A 15,961-nucleotide genomic window follows, 5' to 3' on the forward strand; every position below is an offset into this window, starting at 1 on the left:
GAGCGGCGTTCCCGCACGGGAGTCTGCCGATTCGGCTGCGAGACGAGCTCGGGCCGGTATTTCTGGACACTGATTTCCATGGGACGTTCGGTGTGCGGGGCAGACCGGGGATCTCTCCAGCGGTGTTGATGCTGGTCACGATCCTGCAGTTCGTCGAACAGCTGACCGCCCGCCAGGCGGCGCAGGCCGTGGCCGGGCGGATCGACTGGAAATACGCGCTTGGAATGGAGCTTGCCGCCCCCGGATTCGATCACAGTGTTCTGAGCGAGTTTCGCGGCCGGCTGGCAGACCACGACCTCGCACGCCTGTGCTTCGACAAGACCCTGGACCGCTGCCGGGACCAGGGGCTGGTCAAAGAGCGGGCGGCAAACAGCGTACCGACTCCACGCACGTGATTGCCGCGGTGCGTGACCTGACACACGCGGAGTTGGCCGGGGAAACGGTGCGCGCGTTGGCCGAGGCGCTGGCCGCGGTGGCCCCGGACTTCCTGGCACAGACAGTGGATCTAAACCTCTGGGCGAAGCGGTACGGGCCGCGGGCGTGCGACTGGAACCGGCCGCGCGCCAAAGCCGAGCGCGACGCGCTGGCCGTGCAGTTCGGCCGTGACGGGCGCGACCTGGTGACTGCGCTGTTCGCCCAAAAACACCGGCCCTGGCTGCGGGAACTGCCCCAGGTCGCGCTTCTGTGCACGGTCCTGCGGCAGAACTACCTGATCGAGACGGCCGAGGACGGGAGCGAGGTGATGCGGCGGCGCACCGAGAAGGACGGAGTGCCGCCGGCCCCACTGCGCCTGGCCAGCCCGCACGACCCCGACGCGCGCTGGGCCGCGAAAGGCAAGGACCTGTTCTGGCTCGGCTACAAGCTGCACTTGACCGAGACGTGTGAGGATCCTGACGGGGCTGGCACACCGAACCTGGTCACGAACGTGCTGACCACGCCGGGCACCACACCCGACAACAGCGCGACCGTGCTGATCCATCAAGCGCTTGCCGAGCGGGGCCTGGCCCCGGCCGAGCACTACCTGGACTCCGGCTACCCCTCGATGCCCACTCTGGCCGCCGCCCGCCGCGAGCACGGCATCTCGATGATCACCCCGCTGCTCGGCGACAGCTCCCGCCAGGCCAAGACCCGCAACGGCTACAGCCGCGATGACTTCGTCATCGATGACGACACCCGCACCGCCACCTGCCCCTAGGGCCAAACCTCGGTGCACTGGAACCCGCGGGTTCACGACGGCGTCGAGAAGATCCACATCGCCTTCCCGCAGCGCGCCTGCTGGACCTGCGACGTTCAGCCGGAGTGCACCAGCAGCAAGACCCGCCGCCGCGGCATCACTGTTTACCCCCGCGAGATCCACGAACTGCAAAAGGCCACCCGCGCCATCCAGAACTCAACGGGGTGGCGGCAGCTCTACCAGCGCCGGGCCGGCATCGAAGGCACCATGAACCAAGCAGCCAACAGCATCGGCCTGCGCAAAGCCCGCCACCACGGACGCAAGAAAGTCCAGCTCGAACACTACCTCGGCGCCACCGCGATCAACATCACCCGACTCGACGCCTACTTCACCCACCAGCCACTCGACCACACCCACACCAGCCGACTGATACGCATCCAAGCTGCGACAATCAATTAACCTCCAGGGTCGTTGCGCTTGCCGATAACCTCATCCGTGCTGTTCAGGGGTTGTTCTGGTCGTCGGATCGGGGTTGCGCAGGGTGGCGCACTGTGAAACGTCAGGATCCTGCGGCCAGCGTCGTGCCATGGTGATCGGTCGTGCTGCTGAGGCCGGCTTATCTCGCAGTGACGAACGCCTTCGCTTTGCTGCGGCTGCTGCCCGATGAGCGATCGAGATAAGGATGCTGAAATCCTTGCACCACGGCATCAGCCCGCCGTCCCTCAGCGGCAACTCAGTCCAGGCACAGTATGGTTCACTCCGAGCGATCGAGCACTGCCCGCGGCACTGCCACACCATCTGCCCAGACGCGTGTTGGGGCGCTTACACCTGGTCGTGCGTCCGGACACCGCACTGCGATGGCACCGCGACCCGATCGCCCGGCGGCACGCCAAGCAATCCCGGCCCAAACGCGTAGTAGATTGTTGCCGCTAACTTGTGGGGTATAGGTGGCGGAGTTTGATGCGGGCGTCGTTGGTGGTGAAGTGCCAGGTGACTTGGCGTTGGTCGGTGTTGGTGGCGTGCTGCCACGCGGCGAGTTCGGTGTTGAGGGCCGTCAGGTTACTGATGCGGCGGTCGAGGCATTGGCGGGTGAGGGCGGACAGCTCGATCTCGGCGATGTTGGGCCAGGAGCCATGTTTCGGGGTGTGATGGATCTCCAAGCGTTGGGCCAGCGCGAAGGCCTCGCCGGGTTCGAACGCCTCGTACAGGGAGGCGATGCCGTGGGTGTTGAGGTTGTCCATGACCAGCACCACGGTCTCGGCGTCGGGATAGTCAACGGTCAGTAGTTCTTTGACCTGCCCAGCCCAGTCGATCATGGTTCGCCGGGTGAGGGCGTGGACGCGGCGCCACCCGCGCAGGGGCTCGACCCACACGAAAATCGAGCAGGTGCCGCAGCGCACGTACTCGCTGTCCTGGTGGGCGTCGTGACCGGGCCGGGCGGGGCGCGGGTCACGGGCATGATCAAGGAGCTGAAAGGGCTTCTCGTCCATGCACACCACCGGGCGGGCGGGATCGTGGGGCCGGGCATAGACGGCGAGCACGTCCTCCATGCGGGCGGCGAACTGCGCGTTCGCCCGCGGCGGGATGTTCCAGCACTTTTTCAGATGAGGACGCAGCCTCGTTTTTTTAACACCCTTCCGATGGTGGAATGGTCCAGGTCGGGCAGGTCCTCGGCCAGCGCGGCGTGCTTCTCCAGCAGCCGCAGGCTCCACCGGGCATGGCCGGGCGGCGGACTGGAGCAGGCAAGCGCGATCAGCCGTGCTTCGACCTGACCGGTCACCGGCGAGGGCACCGGCGGCAGGTCACGCTGCTTGCGCGCGATCGTGGCGTGCACGTCGCCACTGGTTTCAGCGAAACGCTTGGCGACCAGCCGCAGCGTCTCACCCGAGACACCGAGCCGGGCGGCGATGACCTCCTTGGGATCGACCTCGCCCACCGAGGTGTCCAGCGCGAGCAGCACCCGCGCCCGCATGATCATCGACGCCGGCCGCACACCCGTGGTGGTCACCCGAACCAGGTCTTCACGATCCTGCGCGGTCAAGGTGACCGGCCGCTTCTTCTGCGAGGGCATGACAAACGTCCTTGTCCGACAGACACAGGGATCTGCCAAGCACCAGCCTCTCAACCACACACACCAGAACTAAGCAGCGACACGCTACTAGTGCAGCGGGGGCTGGGCGTTTTGGGCTAGCTGGAGTGCCTGCTGCGAAAACCAGGCGCCTGCGGCCGGGTCGTTGAGGCCCCACAGCGGGTCGAAGAGCTGCTGAGCGGCGGGGTCGGTGGGCCAGGTGGGTTGGGCGTACGCCGTGTAGTCCCATGCGCGCACGCCGCCGGCCGCGTCGCATTGGCCGTCGGATTCGCCGGGGACCTTGACCCAGAGGTAGGCGTCGAGGAGCGGGACACCGGTGTCGGAGGTGGGCCTCAGTCCGAGGCCTGATGCGGGCGGGTTGCACCAGTTGCCGGACGCGAGTTTCGAGACGACGGCACTCGACTGGTTGTAGGGCGCGGCGGCGTAGGCCTGCATGTTGTTCGGACCCTGGCCGTTGCGGCTGGTGTCGATCACGAAGTGCGTGGTCGCGGCGGCGCTGCCCATGTTGTCGGCGTACCACTTCGTCGTCAGGCCCCAGGTGCTGAAATCACCCTGCGTCGCGGGGTAGTACTGGCTCGCGCAGTCGGCTGGCAGGCCGTAGGCCCAGCTCGACGGGTCGGTGACCATGGCGATGCAGTCGGAGATCCAGGTGCCGTAGTCGATCAGCTCCGGGGTCGGCTGGTAGTTCGAGACGTTCAGGTAGAAGCCGCGGGCCTGCTGGACTCCGCCTTCGAGCAGGCGCTGGCTCATCGTGCCGACCGACTGCCATGCGCTGTGCGTGCCGTCGAGGTAGACGCTCGCGTTCGGGTTCTGCGTCAGGGAGCTGACTGCGTAGTTGATCTCTGCGATGCGCTCGGCGTCGGTGAACGGGTACACGGAGGTGGGCAGGTGGCAGTCCGAGGGCATGTTGCCCAGTCCGTCGGGCTCGACTAGGACGAGGGCGCGAGCGTGCCCGATTCCGGTGGCGAGCGCGTCGATCCAAGCCTGGTAATCCGCTTGGGAGAGAGCTCCGCCTGCGGAGTACTGCGCGCAGTCGCGGCCAGGGATGTCGTACGCGACGATCACGGGCACGGCGTGTTCGAATGCGGCTTGGACCATCGTGGTGCGGACTTGCTGTGTGACCTGCGTGGGCGTTCCGCCGGTGAACCAGGCGGCCTGCGGTGTGGTGATCATCTTCGCCAGGAGTAGCGCGTCGGAGAAGTCACCGGACTTGGCGAGTTCACCAATTTGGGTGAGTGCGGCGGAGTCTGGTGGCCGCACGAGGAAGCGTGTCGCAGAGGGCACAGGGGTCGTGGATGTTGTGGAGGTTGTAGAGCTCGGATTTGTTTGGGTGGGGGTAGCGGCGGCGCTCGCGGCCGTCGGGGTGGCGGCGACGGCGGCTAGGCCCAGTGCTATTGCGGCGAAGGGCTGGAGACGACGATGGCCGCTGCGTGGCGCGTGCGGAGACGGCAAGGTTCCTCCTGCGTAGGGCGTGCTGTGTAGGGCGTGGTGAATCGCGCATTGAAGCTACGCAGTGGGGGTGGCGAGTCAACGTCGGATCATCGTCCGCGTGAGGGTGCGGAAGGGGGATGGTGCGTCACCAGGGAGAGGGTGGTGGGATTGCGGTATGGCACTGTGGCTTGGGTGAAAGTTTCGAGGTGGGATGGGGTGGGTTGGGTGCGGTTAGGCGGGGCGGGGCGAGGTGGGCGCGGTCGTGGTGGCGAGTGGCAGGGATGAGGGAATGGGTCTGCTGCCCGGCTCATCGCTCGCTCGGCATGCTGCTTGTCGACGCTGGACGGTGACTTCATCCGTCGTGCGCGTGTTCTGGCACGTCATCGAGCAGATCCGTGGGGAATAGCCGGTGCGGTGCCGGTCTTGTCACCCCGTATGAGAGCGATTGAATACACCGCGCATGGTGACCCTGAGGTATTGACGCTGGTCGAGCGGCCGGTTCCGGAGCCCGGCGCAGGCGAGGTGCGGGTGCGTGTGCACGTTTCCGGGGTCAATCCGACCGACTGGAAGGCGCGTCAGGGCGTACGTGGCGGTGCGCTGAAGGAGGCCCAGGTACCCAACCAGGACGGCGCCGGGGTGATCGACGCGGTCGGGCCGGGGGTCGATGCCGGGCGGATCGGCGAGCGGGTGTGGATCTGGGAGGCTGCCTGGCAACGTCCCGGCGGCACGGCACAGGACTACCTGGTCATTGCGGACCGGCAGGCTGTGGCGTTGCCGGACGGGGTGAGCTTCGCTCTCGGAGCAAGCCTGGGCATCCCCGCGCTGACCGCGCATCGGGCGCTGACCCTGGCGGCTGATGGACCCACTCGGCTCGCGCCCGGATCACTCGACGGGCGTACCGTGCTCGTCGCGGGCGGAGCGGGCGCGGTGGGCAACGCCACGATCCAGCTGGCCCGTTGGGCGGGCGCGCGGGTCGCCACGACGGTCAGCGGACCCGAGAAGGCGGCGCTGGCTGCGGCGGCCGGGGCGCAGCACGTGGTCAACTACCGCGACGAGGACGCCGCCGCGCAGGTCCGCGCGTTCGCGCCCGATGGAGTGGAACTGGTCGTGGAGGTCGCGCCGGGAACCAACGTCTCGCTGGACGCTGCTGTTCTCGCACCGGGCGGCACGGTCGCGTACTACGCCATAACGGACCCAGGTGAACCGCTGACGCTGCCGGTGTGGGAAGCCATGCTGAACAACCTTGCCTGGCACGGACTGCTCGTCTACACGGTGACTGTGTCCCAGAAGGACGCCGCAGTCGCCGACGTGTCGGCGGCGGTCGCGGCTGGAGCGCTGCGCGTCGGGGTGGAAGCGGGTCTGCCGTTGCACCACTTCCCGCTTGAGCGCACCGCCGATGCACACCGCGCTGTGCAGGAGGGCGCCGTCGGCAAGGTCCTGATTGACCTGGTGTGATGATCCTTCTGTAATCCGTTGAGGGTGGGCCGTGCCAGGCGCGGCTAGGTCGGGTGAAGTCGGGTGAGGTTGGGCGCGGCAGGCCAGGCAGGTTCGTGCCGTAGTGTCGCAGCGCCGTTGCGCTAGCCGGGTGGTTCGTCGCGGATGATGCGTTCGAGCGTTCGCCGGCCCATCCGGCTCATCGCCGGGTTGCTGTCGCGGTAGTACCAGAACGCGCCCATCGCCTGCTCGAAAGCCCACGCCTTTCCGCGCTGCCATTGCAAGTCGTCGCACTCCAGCAGCCCGCGCAGCACCCGGCGCGGGTCGGCATCCAGCAGGTGCCAGGCGCCGACCAAGTCCAACGCCGGGTCGGCGGGTCCGAGTCCGCCGACGTCCAGCACTCCGGCCAGACGTCCGCGGGCGACCAGTATGTTGCCGGGAATCAGGTCGCCGTGGGTCATCACGTCGGCGTCGGTGCCGCGCGGCAGCTGTTGGAAGGCCGTCCACAGCTGCCGTAGGCGGGCGATGTTGATGTCGAGTCTGGTGTTGAGGTCGGCGTTGACGTCGAGGTCGGGCAGCAATGGTTCGGTGTGTTTGAAACAGGTTTCCATCCAGTCGTCATGCGCCGTGAGTTCGCCGCCGCGTCCGCCTCGGGCCAGGCTACGGAACGTGCGTCCGCGGGTGTCCAGCGCACGGACGTCGGCAATGAAGTCGGCTAAATCGTGCGCGAAGCTCGTCGACTGCGCCGGGTCGTCCTCGTCGGCCGAAGTGCCTGGGAGCCAGGTCTGCACGGACCAGGGGAGCGGGTAGCCGAATCCGGGCTCGCCGAGCGCGACGTGCGTGGGCGTCGGAAAGCGGGTGCGTCCGGTCAACTCGCGGGCGGCATCCGCTTCAGTCGCAAGCTGGCGCCGTACCGTTTCGGCCTCACCGTCGCGCAGTGGAAAACGAGCTGCGAGGTGGTCGCCGATACGAAACACGGCGTTCACCGTTCCCTGCGACGCTACGGCGGTGATTGGCAGCTGCCGCCATGCAGGGAACTGATGATCTATCAGCGCACGCACCGTCTGCGAGGGTACGGTCAGCTGGTCGGGATGCATCTGCACCCGCCGAGCTTTTCGTGTCCTGAGTGTCGGTGACAACCGCTTTTCTTCCGGTTTCGGCCCTGGCTGGTACTCTCGAATTGGGGCAAGGGCTGGGATCGTCAAGCGTTGTGGCAAGCTGATCGCCGCCGTATATCATGCGCAGAAGTCTCGGGCGCATCGTCGTGGCGCCATGGCTCGGACGAGGGGGACGAAGTATGTCAGAGTTGGAGCCAACGGACGCGCCACCAGCTGTACCGACACCGGCTGTACCGGCACCGGCATCAGAACCGGAGCTTGAGCTGGAGCTGGAATCCGCTGCGGAGTCGTCGGTGCAGGACGCGGCCGAGGCGACTGGGAACGCCGTGCCGCAGCCGACGGACCAGGTGGCGCTGCCTGAACCGGTGGAAACTGCGGTGCAGTCACTGGAACCGATGACGCAGCCGGTACCGGTCGAAACCGCGGCGCAGCCCGTGAGCCCGGTCGCGCAGTCGGCGGAACCAGCGGTCGAACCGGCGACGACGCAGTTTGCTCCCGTGGATCCGGTCCCGGCTCCAACCCCTGCCGTGGCGCCCACTACGCCGGTCGTGCCGCAGCCGCCGCTTTCACAGCCGCCGCTTTCACAGCCGACGTTGCCGCAGCCGTCACAGTACGCGCCGCAGCCTGGTGCCCCTGCCCCCGCGTGGGGTCAGCCCTATCCCGGCCAGGCGTACCCTGCTCAGCCATACCCGGGTCAGCCAAATCCCGGTCAGGCATATCCTGGTCAGGGGTATCCGAATCAGGGGTACCCGGGGCAGGGATATACGGGCCAGGGATATCCTGGGCAGCCTGGTCAGGGATATCCGGGGCAGAGTTATCCCGGTTACCCCGTTCAGCCTGGTTATCCGGCTCAGCCGGGGCAGGCCGCGCAGCAAGGGCAGCCCGTTCAGCCTGGTCAGGGGTATCCGGCGTATCCGGGATATCCCGGATATGGCATTCCGGCTCCGTATGGCCCATATGGGCCTGCTCCCCAGCCTGCCCCGGCGAAGCGCAAGTTCAACCGCAAGCGTGTCCTGTGGACCGTGACTGCGATCGTGGCGGCGCTCGCCTTGGTGGCGGTCGGCATAGTCGTGCTCTGGCCCGGCCGGTCCGGCAACTCGGTCGTCGCGAAGGTGCAGTGTCAGCCCACGATACTGGCGACGTGCCTGATCAAGCCCCCATCCGGCGCAAACCGGCTCACCAGTACCGATTCGTGGGAGCAGCAGGACGCGCCGAGCGTGCAGCTCTACGCGAGCGACATCACCGGCAACGTGCCGGGGGTGAGCGCGAACACGGCGTCCCTGCTGACCGGGGACGGCCTGCACAAGATCATCCATACCGACTGGAACGCCGCCGACGGCAACAACGTCGACCTCATACTTCTCCAGTTCGACACCCAGAAAGGCGCGCGGGCGTGGAATGTGACCCGCGCCGCCGAGATTCTGGCCGCTTATCCGGGCCAGTCGGTCGCCATCCCCGGGGATTCTGCGAACAAGGCGCACGCCGGGACCAAGATTGACTCCCTGGGCAATGTCGGGGCGGCTTACTCGACCGTGGTCGGGAACTTCATGCTCGACGTCACCTATTCCAGCCCGAATCAGTTCAGCGCGGACGATCTCGAAAACTGGGCCGGCACCGAACTGGCGTCTTTGCGCACGGCGCCGCCCGCCGCCGCCGATCCGGCCGACGTCGCCCCGGGCAACCAGCAGGTCGCCTGCGGCCAGCTCAGCTCCTGCCTGATGGCGATGCCAAGTGGCACGGAGCACTGGCAGGCGCCGAACGACGGCAACTGGATCAGCTCCGGCACGCTCAGCGCGAGCCAGTACGTCCATCTCTTCTGGGACAAGAAGCAGTCCGTGCAGCAGCAGGTGCTGTCCAACTTCAGCACCGACGGCGTGACGGGCATCGCCCACCAGGACTGGGCCAACGGCGACGCGACCGAGCAGGCGGACATCTATCTGGTCCAGACGATCACCACGACCGGTGCCAATGCGTTGACCAGCAGCAACTTCGGGGAACCCGACTGGAGTGCCAGCGGGGAGACCGGGACCGGCTACAGCATTCCGCACGAGTCCTCGGCCCAGGCGTGGCAATCCACCAAGCCGGACTCGAACGGTTTCTACGAGGTCTACTTCACGCAGACCTTCGGGAACGTCATCGCGGAGGGCTGGATGTTCTTCTACGGCTCCCTCGACACCGGCACCGCGAACAGCTGGGCCCGGTCCCAGCTCGACCAGGTCAGCCGCACCGTGAACACCGTGCCCATGGGTCTGTTCCCACTGAACGCCCCCGCCCTTCCCGCCGCGCAACAGGGGAGCTGCCCGAGCGCCGACGACTGCCTGCTGCCGCTTCCTGCCGGGGCCAGCGATACCACCGGGTCGTCGTACCACACCGGCCGGAGCCTCGATGCTCTGGGTTATGCCGCGCAGTACGAATCGGGTTCGAGCACCGCGTTCTCCAAGTGGCTCGGCGCTGTCGGTCTTGAGAACGCCGAACACCGCTCGTGGACGGCTTCTGATGGGGCCACTGCTGACGCGGTGTTGCTCAAGTACGGCAAACCCGCGGATGCGCAAGCCACCGCAATGCTCGAACACGGCCTCAACGCCTCGGCCGATCGCGACTGCACCGACGCCGCCGTGCCCGACTCGGTCTGTCTCGCGTCGCCGGTCAACACGAGCGACCCGTTGCAGAACGAGACCATCTGGGTGCTGGCCTGGAAGGGCGACTACGAGGTGAGCATCAGCGTGATGCGTTCGAACACGGCCGACGTCGCCGACGCTTACACGTGGGCGCAGCAGCAGCTCGCACTGCTGCCCGCGAGCTGAATGCGGGCGCTGACGCGGGCACTGCCGCTGATGTCGATGCTGACGAGGTCGAGGCCTGGCGGCGGTCAGAGCGCGGATTGGAGCGCCGATCGGAGTGCTGGTCAGAGCGCTGGTCAGAGTGCTGGTTAGGCTGCCGATCAGGGTACTGGTCAGCGTGCCGGGCTGGCGGGGCTGTATCGGTGCTCTGGGCGGCCGGTCGCGCCGTACCGCAGCTGCAACCGTACGATGCCGTGCTGAGCCAGATAACTGAGATAGCGCTGCGCGGTGGCCCGGCTCACGCCGACCTGTTCGGCGACTTCGGCCGCTGACACCGCGCTCGGCGCGGACCGCACGGCGTCGCGGATCAGCTCCAGCGTCGGCGCCGAATGGCCCTTCGCCGGGGACGCCGGCAGCGTGGCCGGGCCGCGCAGCAGGCCGAACAGCGCGTCGACCTCGGACTGATCCGCCTGGTCTTCGAGCGCTTCCATGCGCAGCCGCAGATCGCGGTAGGAGGCGAGCCGGTCGCGCAGCGCCGCGAAGCCGAACGGCTTGACCAGGTAGTGCACGGCGCCCAACTGCATCGCGGTGCGCACGGTACTGACGTCGCGCGCCGCGGTGATCACCACGCAGTCCGGGTGCTCGTCGCGCTCCATCAGCTTGCGCACCACGCCGAGGCCGTCGCCGTCGGGGAGGTAGACGTCCATCAGCACCAGGTCGGGGTGCAGCCGGTCGACCGCCTCAAGCGCTCCGGTGGCGGAGTGCGCCGATCCGACCGTTTCGAAGCCTTCGATCCTCGCGACGTACGCCGCGTGGATCTTCGCCACGCGGTAGTCGTCGTCGACGATCAATGTTCTGATCGGCGCGGGGTGCACGGCGTTCACGGCGGTCATCGGGCCACCGCTTCTGCGACGGCGAACGGCGTGTCGACTGGTGTCTTCGGGAGCTGGACGGTGAATTCCGCGCCAGAGCCCTCCGACACGCGGATCTCCCCGCCGAGGCGCTGCACCAATCGGTGCACCAGGGCCAAGCCGAGCCCGCGGCGCAGCGAACCGGTCCTGGGCTTCGTCGTGAATCCGTCCACGAAGATCGAGTGCGCACAGCCCGGCGGGATGCCGGGACCGTTGTCGGCGACGCGGATCGTGATCCCGTCCTCGTTCTCGACCAGCGCCACCAGCACCCGGCCTGAGCCGGCCGCCGTGCCCTCCTCGGCGAGCGCGTCGAAGGCGTTGTCGATCAGGTTGCCGAGGATCGTGGCCAGCGCCTGCGCCTTCTGCGGGGCGTCGCCGAGCCAGGTGTCGTCGCTCAGTTCGAGCGCGATACCACGCTCGCCGGCCACGGCCGCCTTGCCCAGGATCAGGCCCACGATGAGCGGGGAGGCGATCCGTGAGCGCACCGACTCGGCGAATTCGGCCTCGGCGCCGTGCAGATCGGTCAGGTAACGCAGCGCCTCGTCCGGCTCGCCCAGCTCCAGCAGACCCGCGACGGTGTGCATGCGGTTGGAGAACTCGTGCTGCTGCGCGCGCAACGCGTCCGTCAGGCCTCTGACGCTGTCGAGCTCGCGCAGCAGGCCGGAGAGCTCGGTGCGGTCGCGCAACGTGACCACGGCGCCGTGCGGGCGGCCGGCCAGCGAGACCGGCATGCGGTTGACGGTCAGGCAGTAGTCGTCGGTGAGCACGACCTCGTCTTGGCCGATGACCTCGCCGGACAACACGTCGCGCAGTCGGCCTGGGGCGACCAGTTCCTCCAGTTGGCCGCCGACGCTCGCGGCGCCGAGGCTGAGCAGCCGGCGGGCCTCGTCGTTGATCATCGTCACCCGGCCCGACCGGTCGAAGGCGATGACGCCTTCCCGGATCCCGTGCAGAGTGGCCTCGCGCTCCTGCAACAGCTTGGCGATCTCGTCGAGTTCGAGGCCGAACGTGCGCCGCTTGAGCCGGTACGCCAGCAGCCACGACGCCACCGCCCCGGCGGCCAGCGCGATGGCGAACCAGACCGCGTCGGCGGGCAGCGCCCGACGCAGGGCGTCGCTGACGCTGCTCTCCCGCAGGCCCGCGGACACCTCGCCGACCATCACGCCGTCCGGTCCGTACAGCGGTGCCCGCGCGTTGGCCGACCGGCCGGTGGCCCCGTCGTCGATACGTATGTGCGTCGTGCCGTCGACGGTGACGATCGGCTCGGACACCTGCTGCCCGATCAGCGCCGCGATCGGATGCGAGTGCCGCACCCGGTGCATGTCGATCACCACGACGTACGAGGCACCGGTCTCGCTCTGCACGCGCGTCGCGATCTGCTGGATGCTGTCCCCGCAGGCGCCGCCCTCCGTCTCCAGACACCTGCCGACCTCCGGGATGCCCGCGACCGTCTGCGCGATGGACGCGGCCCGCTGTTCGTACTGCACGTCGAGCTGCGCGTGCTGCTGGGCTCCGAACAGCGCGAATCCGCCCAGCACCACCGCCACCAGGATCACGATCTGGCTGGCGAGGATCTGGGTGGAGAGCCTGCGCATGTGTGAACGCCGCATTTGCCCGATTGTCACGAGGAATGCACAGCGCGACAAGGGCGCCGGGTACCGGATGCGGCGACCGGAAACCGAACGTGATGCTCCTGTTATCCGCGGCCCTGCCCGCTGCCCAATCTCTGGCTGTAACCGGCTTCATGTCGTGAGCTAAACGCGCAAAACCTGCGGAAACGCGATCAACGCGGGATGTGCGCGAAACAGCGACGTAATAGTGAGGCGCGCATAGCGTCCTGCTCCGACAACCCGACGGCCGAGGAGCAGGGGAACGCAACGATGGCTTCAGGCAATCCGCTCGCGACCGGGCGACCCGTCACCGATCGCGTCGGTGAGGAGGACTCCCGGATCGAGGTCGTGGGACTGACCAAACGGTTCCTGACTCCGAAGGGTGACGCCTTCACCGCGCTGCACGACGTGACCTTCACCGTCGAGCCGGGGCGGTTCTGCGCGATCGTCGGGCCGACCGGCTGCGGCAAGTCGACGACGCTGAGCATGGTCTCCGGGCTCGACCGCCCCAGCGAGGGCGTGGTCAGGGTCGGCGGCAGGCAGGTGCGCGGCGTCACCGACGGCATCAGCTTCATGTTCCAGACCGACGCGCTGCTGCCGTGGAAGACCGTGCTCGGCAATGTGGAGCTGGGCCCGGTGTTCCGCGGTATGGCGAAAGCGCGGGCCCGCGAGCTGGCCCGCGACTGGCTGCGCCGGGTCGGCCTGGCAGGGTTCGAGGACCACCATCCGCACCAGCTGTCCGGCGGCATGCGCAAGCGGGTGGCGATGGCCGCGGCGCTGATCAACGAGCCGAAGATCCTGCTGATGGACGAGCCGTTCGGCGCCCTGGACGTGCAGACGAAGGCGATCATGCAGACCGAGCTGCTCGGCCTGTGGGAGCAGCTGCGGCCGTCAGTGCTCTTCATCACCCACGACCTGGACGAGGCCGTGGCGCTGGCCGACCGGGTCGTGGTGATGACCTCGGGCCCCGGTTCGGTGAAGGCAGTCTACGACGTGGACCTGCCGCGTCCGCGCGGAGCCGTGCAGGACCTGCGCTACGAGCCGCGCTTCCTCGAAATACAGCAACGGATCTGGCAGTCGCTCCGCGAGGAGGTGGAGCGCGCCTACGCACGCACCGCAGGAGTGAACGCATGAGCGCTGGAATGGAGCCGAGGCCAGTGAGTCAGGGCACAGCGAATCCGAGTGCTGTGAGCGCGGGCACGGCGAATCCGAGTGCTGCGAATCTGAGTGCTGTGAGCCCGGGTGCTGTGAATCCAGGTGCTGTGAGTTTGGGAGCAGTGTCCGCGGCGGTTATCGGCGGGCCGGGCGGTTCTGCCGACGTCGCTACGGTGGCCGACGAGTCGACCGCCGCGGCGGCGAAGCGCGCTCGTCGCAGGCGTCTGCTCTGGTTGTGGATCGGCCGCTTCGGCTTCGCGGCGCTGGTGATCGGCGGCTGGCAGGCCTTCACGACCTGGAAGATCGTCGATCCCTTCTTCTACGGCCAGCCGTCCGGGATCTGGAAGCGCACGATCGACCTGTTCGAGCACGGCACCGAGTTCGGGTCCTTCTGGATCGATATCGAGACCACGCTCCAGGAGGCGGTGTCCGGGTTCGGCATCGGCGCGGCGGCGGGCATCGTGCTCGGCGTCACGCTCGGGCAGAACCGGTTCCTGTCCGAGGTGCTGGGCCCGTACATCAAGATCGTGAACGCCATTCCGCGCATCGTGCTCGGCTCGATCTTCATCGTGGCCTTCGGCGTCGGCACCACGCCGAAGATCCTGCTGTCCGCGGTGCTGGTGTTCTTCGTGGTCTTCTTCAACGCCTTCCAGGGCGTTCGCGAGGTGGACCGCAACATCCTGGCGAACGTCAGGGTGCTGGGAGCCTCGCCGTGGCACGTCGTCCGGCACGTCACGGTGCCGTCCGCGCTCACCTGGATCATCGCCAGCCTGCACACCGCCTTCGGCTTCGCCATCGTCGGCGCCCTGGTCGGCGAGGTGCTCGGCGCGCAGCACGGCGTCGGCCTGGTCATCCGCACCGCGCAGAACAGCCTCGACCCGGACGGCGTGTTCGCCGGGATGCTCGTGATCGCGGTCATCACGCTCGTCGCGGAATTCCTGCTCACCCTGCTTGAGCGCCGACTGCTGTCCTGGCGCCCGCCGTCGCCGTCCGAGGTCTCGGGCATCTAGCCGTCCGCTTCCCCCGCATCCACACCATCCGTCCGCACCATCCGTCCGCACCATCCGTGCACGCCATTCGTCCGCACCATCCGTGCACGCCATTCGTCCACTTCGTCCACACCGCACCACTTCCGGCTCGAAAACCGGCTCAGGGAATGAAAGGAACGTGACCAGGGATGTTCAAGCGAACCCTGTCAGCGTCGATCGCGGGCGCGCTCGCCTTCGGCGCGGCGAGCGCGTGTGCCAGCAACAGCGGCACGAGTCAGGCGGCCGGTCCGGGTGGCGGGGGTGGGAATCTGCCCACGGTGACGCTCATGGTCGGCGGCATCGACAAGCAGATCTACCTGCCGTACGAGCTCGCGCAGCAACTCGGCTACTACCAGAAGTACGGCGTCAACGTGCAGCTGAGCACCGAGGTGGACGGCGGCGTGGGCGCCGAGGACGCGATGGCCTCCGGCCAGGTGGACATGGCAGGAGCCTGGTACAACCACACCATCGACTTCCAGACCAAGGGCAAGGCGGTGGAGGACATCGTCCAGCTCTCCGGGGCGCCGGGGGAGCGCGAGATGTGCGCCACGAACAGCGGCGTGCACTCCGCCGCCGACTTCGCCGGGAAGACCCTCGGCGTCACCGACCTGGGTTCGGGCACCGACTCGCTGACCAAGTTCCTGGCCGCGCAGAAGGGCGTCAAGTCCGCCGACTTCCACCGGCTCGCGGTCGGCGCGGGCGCGACCGCCATCGCCGCGATCCAGGGCGGCTCGGCGCAGTGCGTGATGACGACTCAGCCCACTGTCACCGCGATGGAGAAGAAGGGCATCGCCTATTCGGCGATCGACCTGGCCACGACCACCGGTGCGACGCAGGCGCTCGGCGGCGCCTGGCCGGCTGCTGGCGTGCTGGCCCGCACCGACTGGGTGAACGCGAACAAGGCGACCGTGCAGAAGGTCGTCAACGCGCTCGTCGACACGATGCACTGGATCAACACGCACACCGCCGCGGACATCGCCGACAAGCTCCCGCAGTCCTACGTCCAGAACACGCTGGTGTCCAAGGCCGACTACGTCACCGCGCTGACCCAGGACAAGGGCCAGTTCCTGCCGGACGGCGTCATGCCCGCGGGCGGGCCGAAGACCGTGCTCGCGATGGAGGTGCTCATCGGCACGGCCACCTCGTCGGTCGACCTGGGCACCACGTTCACCAACGACTTCGCGCTCGCGGCCAACAAGACCGAGGGCTACACGGTCACCACGACCCCGGC

General features: G+C 67.8%; 14 protein-coding genes. 8 read left to right on the forward strand and 6 right to left on the reverse strand.

Features of this window, described 5'->3' with window-relative positions; all coding sequences use genetic code 11:
• From VGS97_RS20750 to VGS97_RS20760, 3 genes are all read left to right on the forward strand, one after another.
• The coding region (locus tag VGS97_RS20750) for a transposase (protein ID WP_326855268.1) at positions 1-395 on the forward strand (395 nt) is incomplete at its 5' end.
• A gap of 8 nt (positions 396-403) precedes the next feature.
• A complete protein-coding gene (locus VGS97_RS20755; RefSeq protein WP_326855269.1) occupies positions 404-1,195 on the forward strand; it encodes a hypothetical protein in 792 nt (263 codons plus the stop codon).
• Between the two features lie 12 nt (positions 1,196-1,207).
• Complete coding sequence (locus tag VGS97_RS20760; protein ID WP_326855270.1) at positions 1,208-1,633, forward strand: transposase; 426 nt, start codon at positions 1,208-1,210, stop codon at positions 1,631-1,633.
• A gap of 470 nt (positions 1,634-2,103) precedes the next feature.
• On the opposite strand, the gene VGS97_RS20765 is transcribed toward VGS97_RS20760, so the two are convergent.
• The 3 genes from VGS97_RS20765 to VGS97_RS20775 form a co-directional block, all read right to left on the reverse strand.
• On the reverse strand, positions 2,104-2,886 hold the full coding sequence (locus VGS97_RS20765) for an IS630 family transposase (protein WP_326855271.1): 783 nt from the start codon (positions 2,884-2,886) through the stop codon (positions 2,104-2,106).
• The gene (locus VGS97_RS20770) at positions 2,775-3,245 is read right to left on the reverse strand and encodes a helix-turn-helix domain-containing protein (RefSeq protein WP_326855272.1); all 471 of its coding nucleotides are present in this window, start codon (positions 3,243-3,245) and stop codon (positions 2,775-2,777) included. The genes VGS97_RS20765 and VGS97_RS20770 overlap by 112 nt, the downstream gene beginning before the upstream one ends.
• A gap of 87 nt (positions 3,246-3,332) precedes the next feature.
• Positions 3,333-4,523, reverse strand: a complete 1,191-nt coding sequence (locus VGS97_RS20775; RefSeq protein ID WP_326855273.1) for a glycoside hydrolase family 6 protein — start codon at positions 4,521-4,523, stop codon at positions 3,333-3,335.
• A gap of 606 nt (positions 4,524-5,129) precedes the next feature.
• On the opposite strand from VGS97_RS20775, the gene VGS97_RS20780 reads away from it, so the two are divergent.
• Entirely contained in the window at positions 5,130-6,149 is a 1,020-nt protein-coding gene (locus tag VGS97_RS20780; RefSeq protein WP_326855274.1) for an NADPH:quinone reductase, read from the forward strand.
• Positions 6,150-6,271: 122 nt separating this feature from the next.
• Here VGS97_RS20780 and VGS97_RS20785 read toward each other — a convergent pair whose 3' ends face one another.
• Complete coding sequence (locus VGS97_RS20785; protein WP_326855281.1) at positions 6,272-7,225, reverse strand: aminoglycoside phosphotransferase family protein; 954 nt, start codon at positions 7,223-7,225, stop codon at positions 6,272-6,274.
• A 1,043-nt stretch (positions 7,226-8,268) separates the two neighbouring features.
• Between VGS97_RS20785 and VGS97_RS20790 the strand changes: the two genes are divergently transcribed.
• The gene (locus VGS97_RS20790) at positions 8,269-10,050 is read left to right on the forward strand and encodes a hypothetical protein (protein ID WP_326855275.1); all 1,782 of its coding nucleotides are present in this window, start codon (positions 8,269-8,271) and stop codon (positions 10,048-10,050) included.
• 149 nt (positions 10,051-10,199) lie between these two features.
• Here the strand turns inward: VGS97_RS20790 and VGS97_RS20795 are convergent, their stop codons facing one another.
• On the reverse strand, positions 10,200-10,919 hold the full coding sequence (locus VGS97_RS20795) for a response regulator (RefSeq protein WP_326855276.1): 720 nt from the start codon (positions 10,917-10,919) through the stop codon (positions 10,200-10,202).
• Positions 10,916-12,547, reverse strand: coding sequence for a sensor histidine kinase (locus VGS97_RS20800; protein ID WP_326855277.1), 1,632 nt, complete (start codon positions 12,545-12,547; stop codon positions 10,916-10,918). The genes VGS97_RS20795 and VGS97_RS20800 overlap by 4 nt, the downstream gene beginning before the upstream one ends.
• Positions 12,548-12,817: 270 nt before the next feature.
• Here VGS97_RS20800 and VGS97_RS20805 point away from each other — a divergent pair, with 270 nt between their 5' ends.
• From VGS97_RS20805 to VGS97_RS20815, 3 genes are all read left to right on the forward strand, one after another.
• Positions 12,818-13,681 carry an ABC transporter ATP-binding protein gene (locus VGS97_RS20805; protein WP_326855278.1) on the forward strand — a complete coding sequence of 288 codons (864 nt, stop codon included), beginning with the start codon at positions 12,818-12,820 and terminating at the stop codon, positions 13,679-13,681.
• Positions 13,682-13,824: 143 nt separating this feature from the next.
• Complete coding sequence (locus tag VGS97_RS20810; protein ID WP_326855279.1) at positions 13,825-14,712, forward strand: ABC transporter permease; 888 nt, start codon at positions 13,825-13,827, stop codon at positions 14,710-14,712.
• A 167-nt stretch (positions 14,713-14,879) separates the two neighbouring features.
• Positions 14,880-15,961: ABC transporter substrate-binding protein (locus VGS97_RS20815; protein WP_326855280.1), on the forward strand; the 1,082-nt coding region annotated here is incomplete at its 3' end.

The sequence above is a fragment of the Actinocrinis sp. genome (genome assembly GCF_035946395.1).
In the GTDB taxonomy this organism is placed as follows: domain Bacteria; phylum Actinomycetota; class Actinomycetes; order Streptomycetales; family Catenulisporaceae; genus Actinocrinis.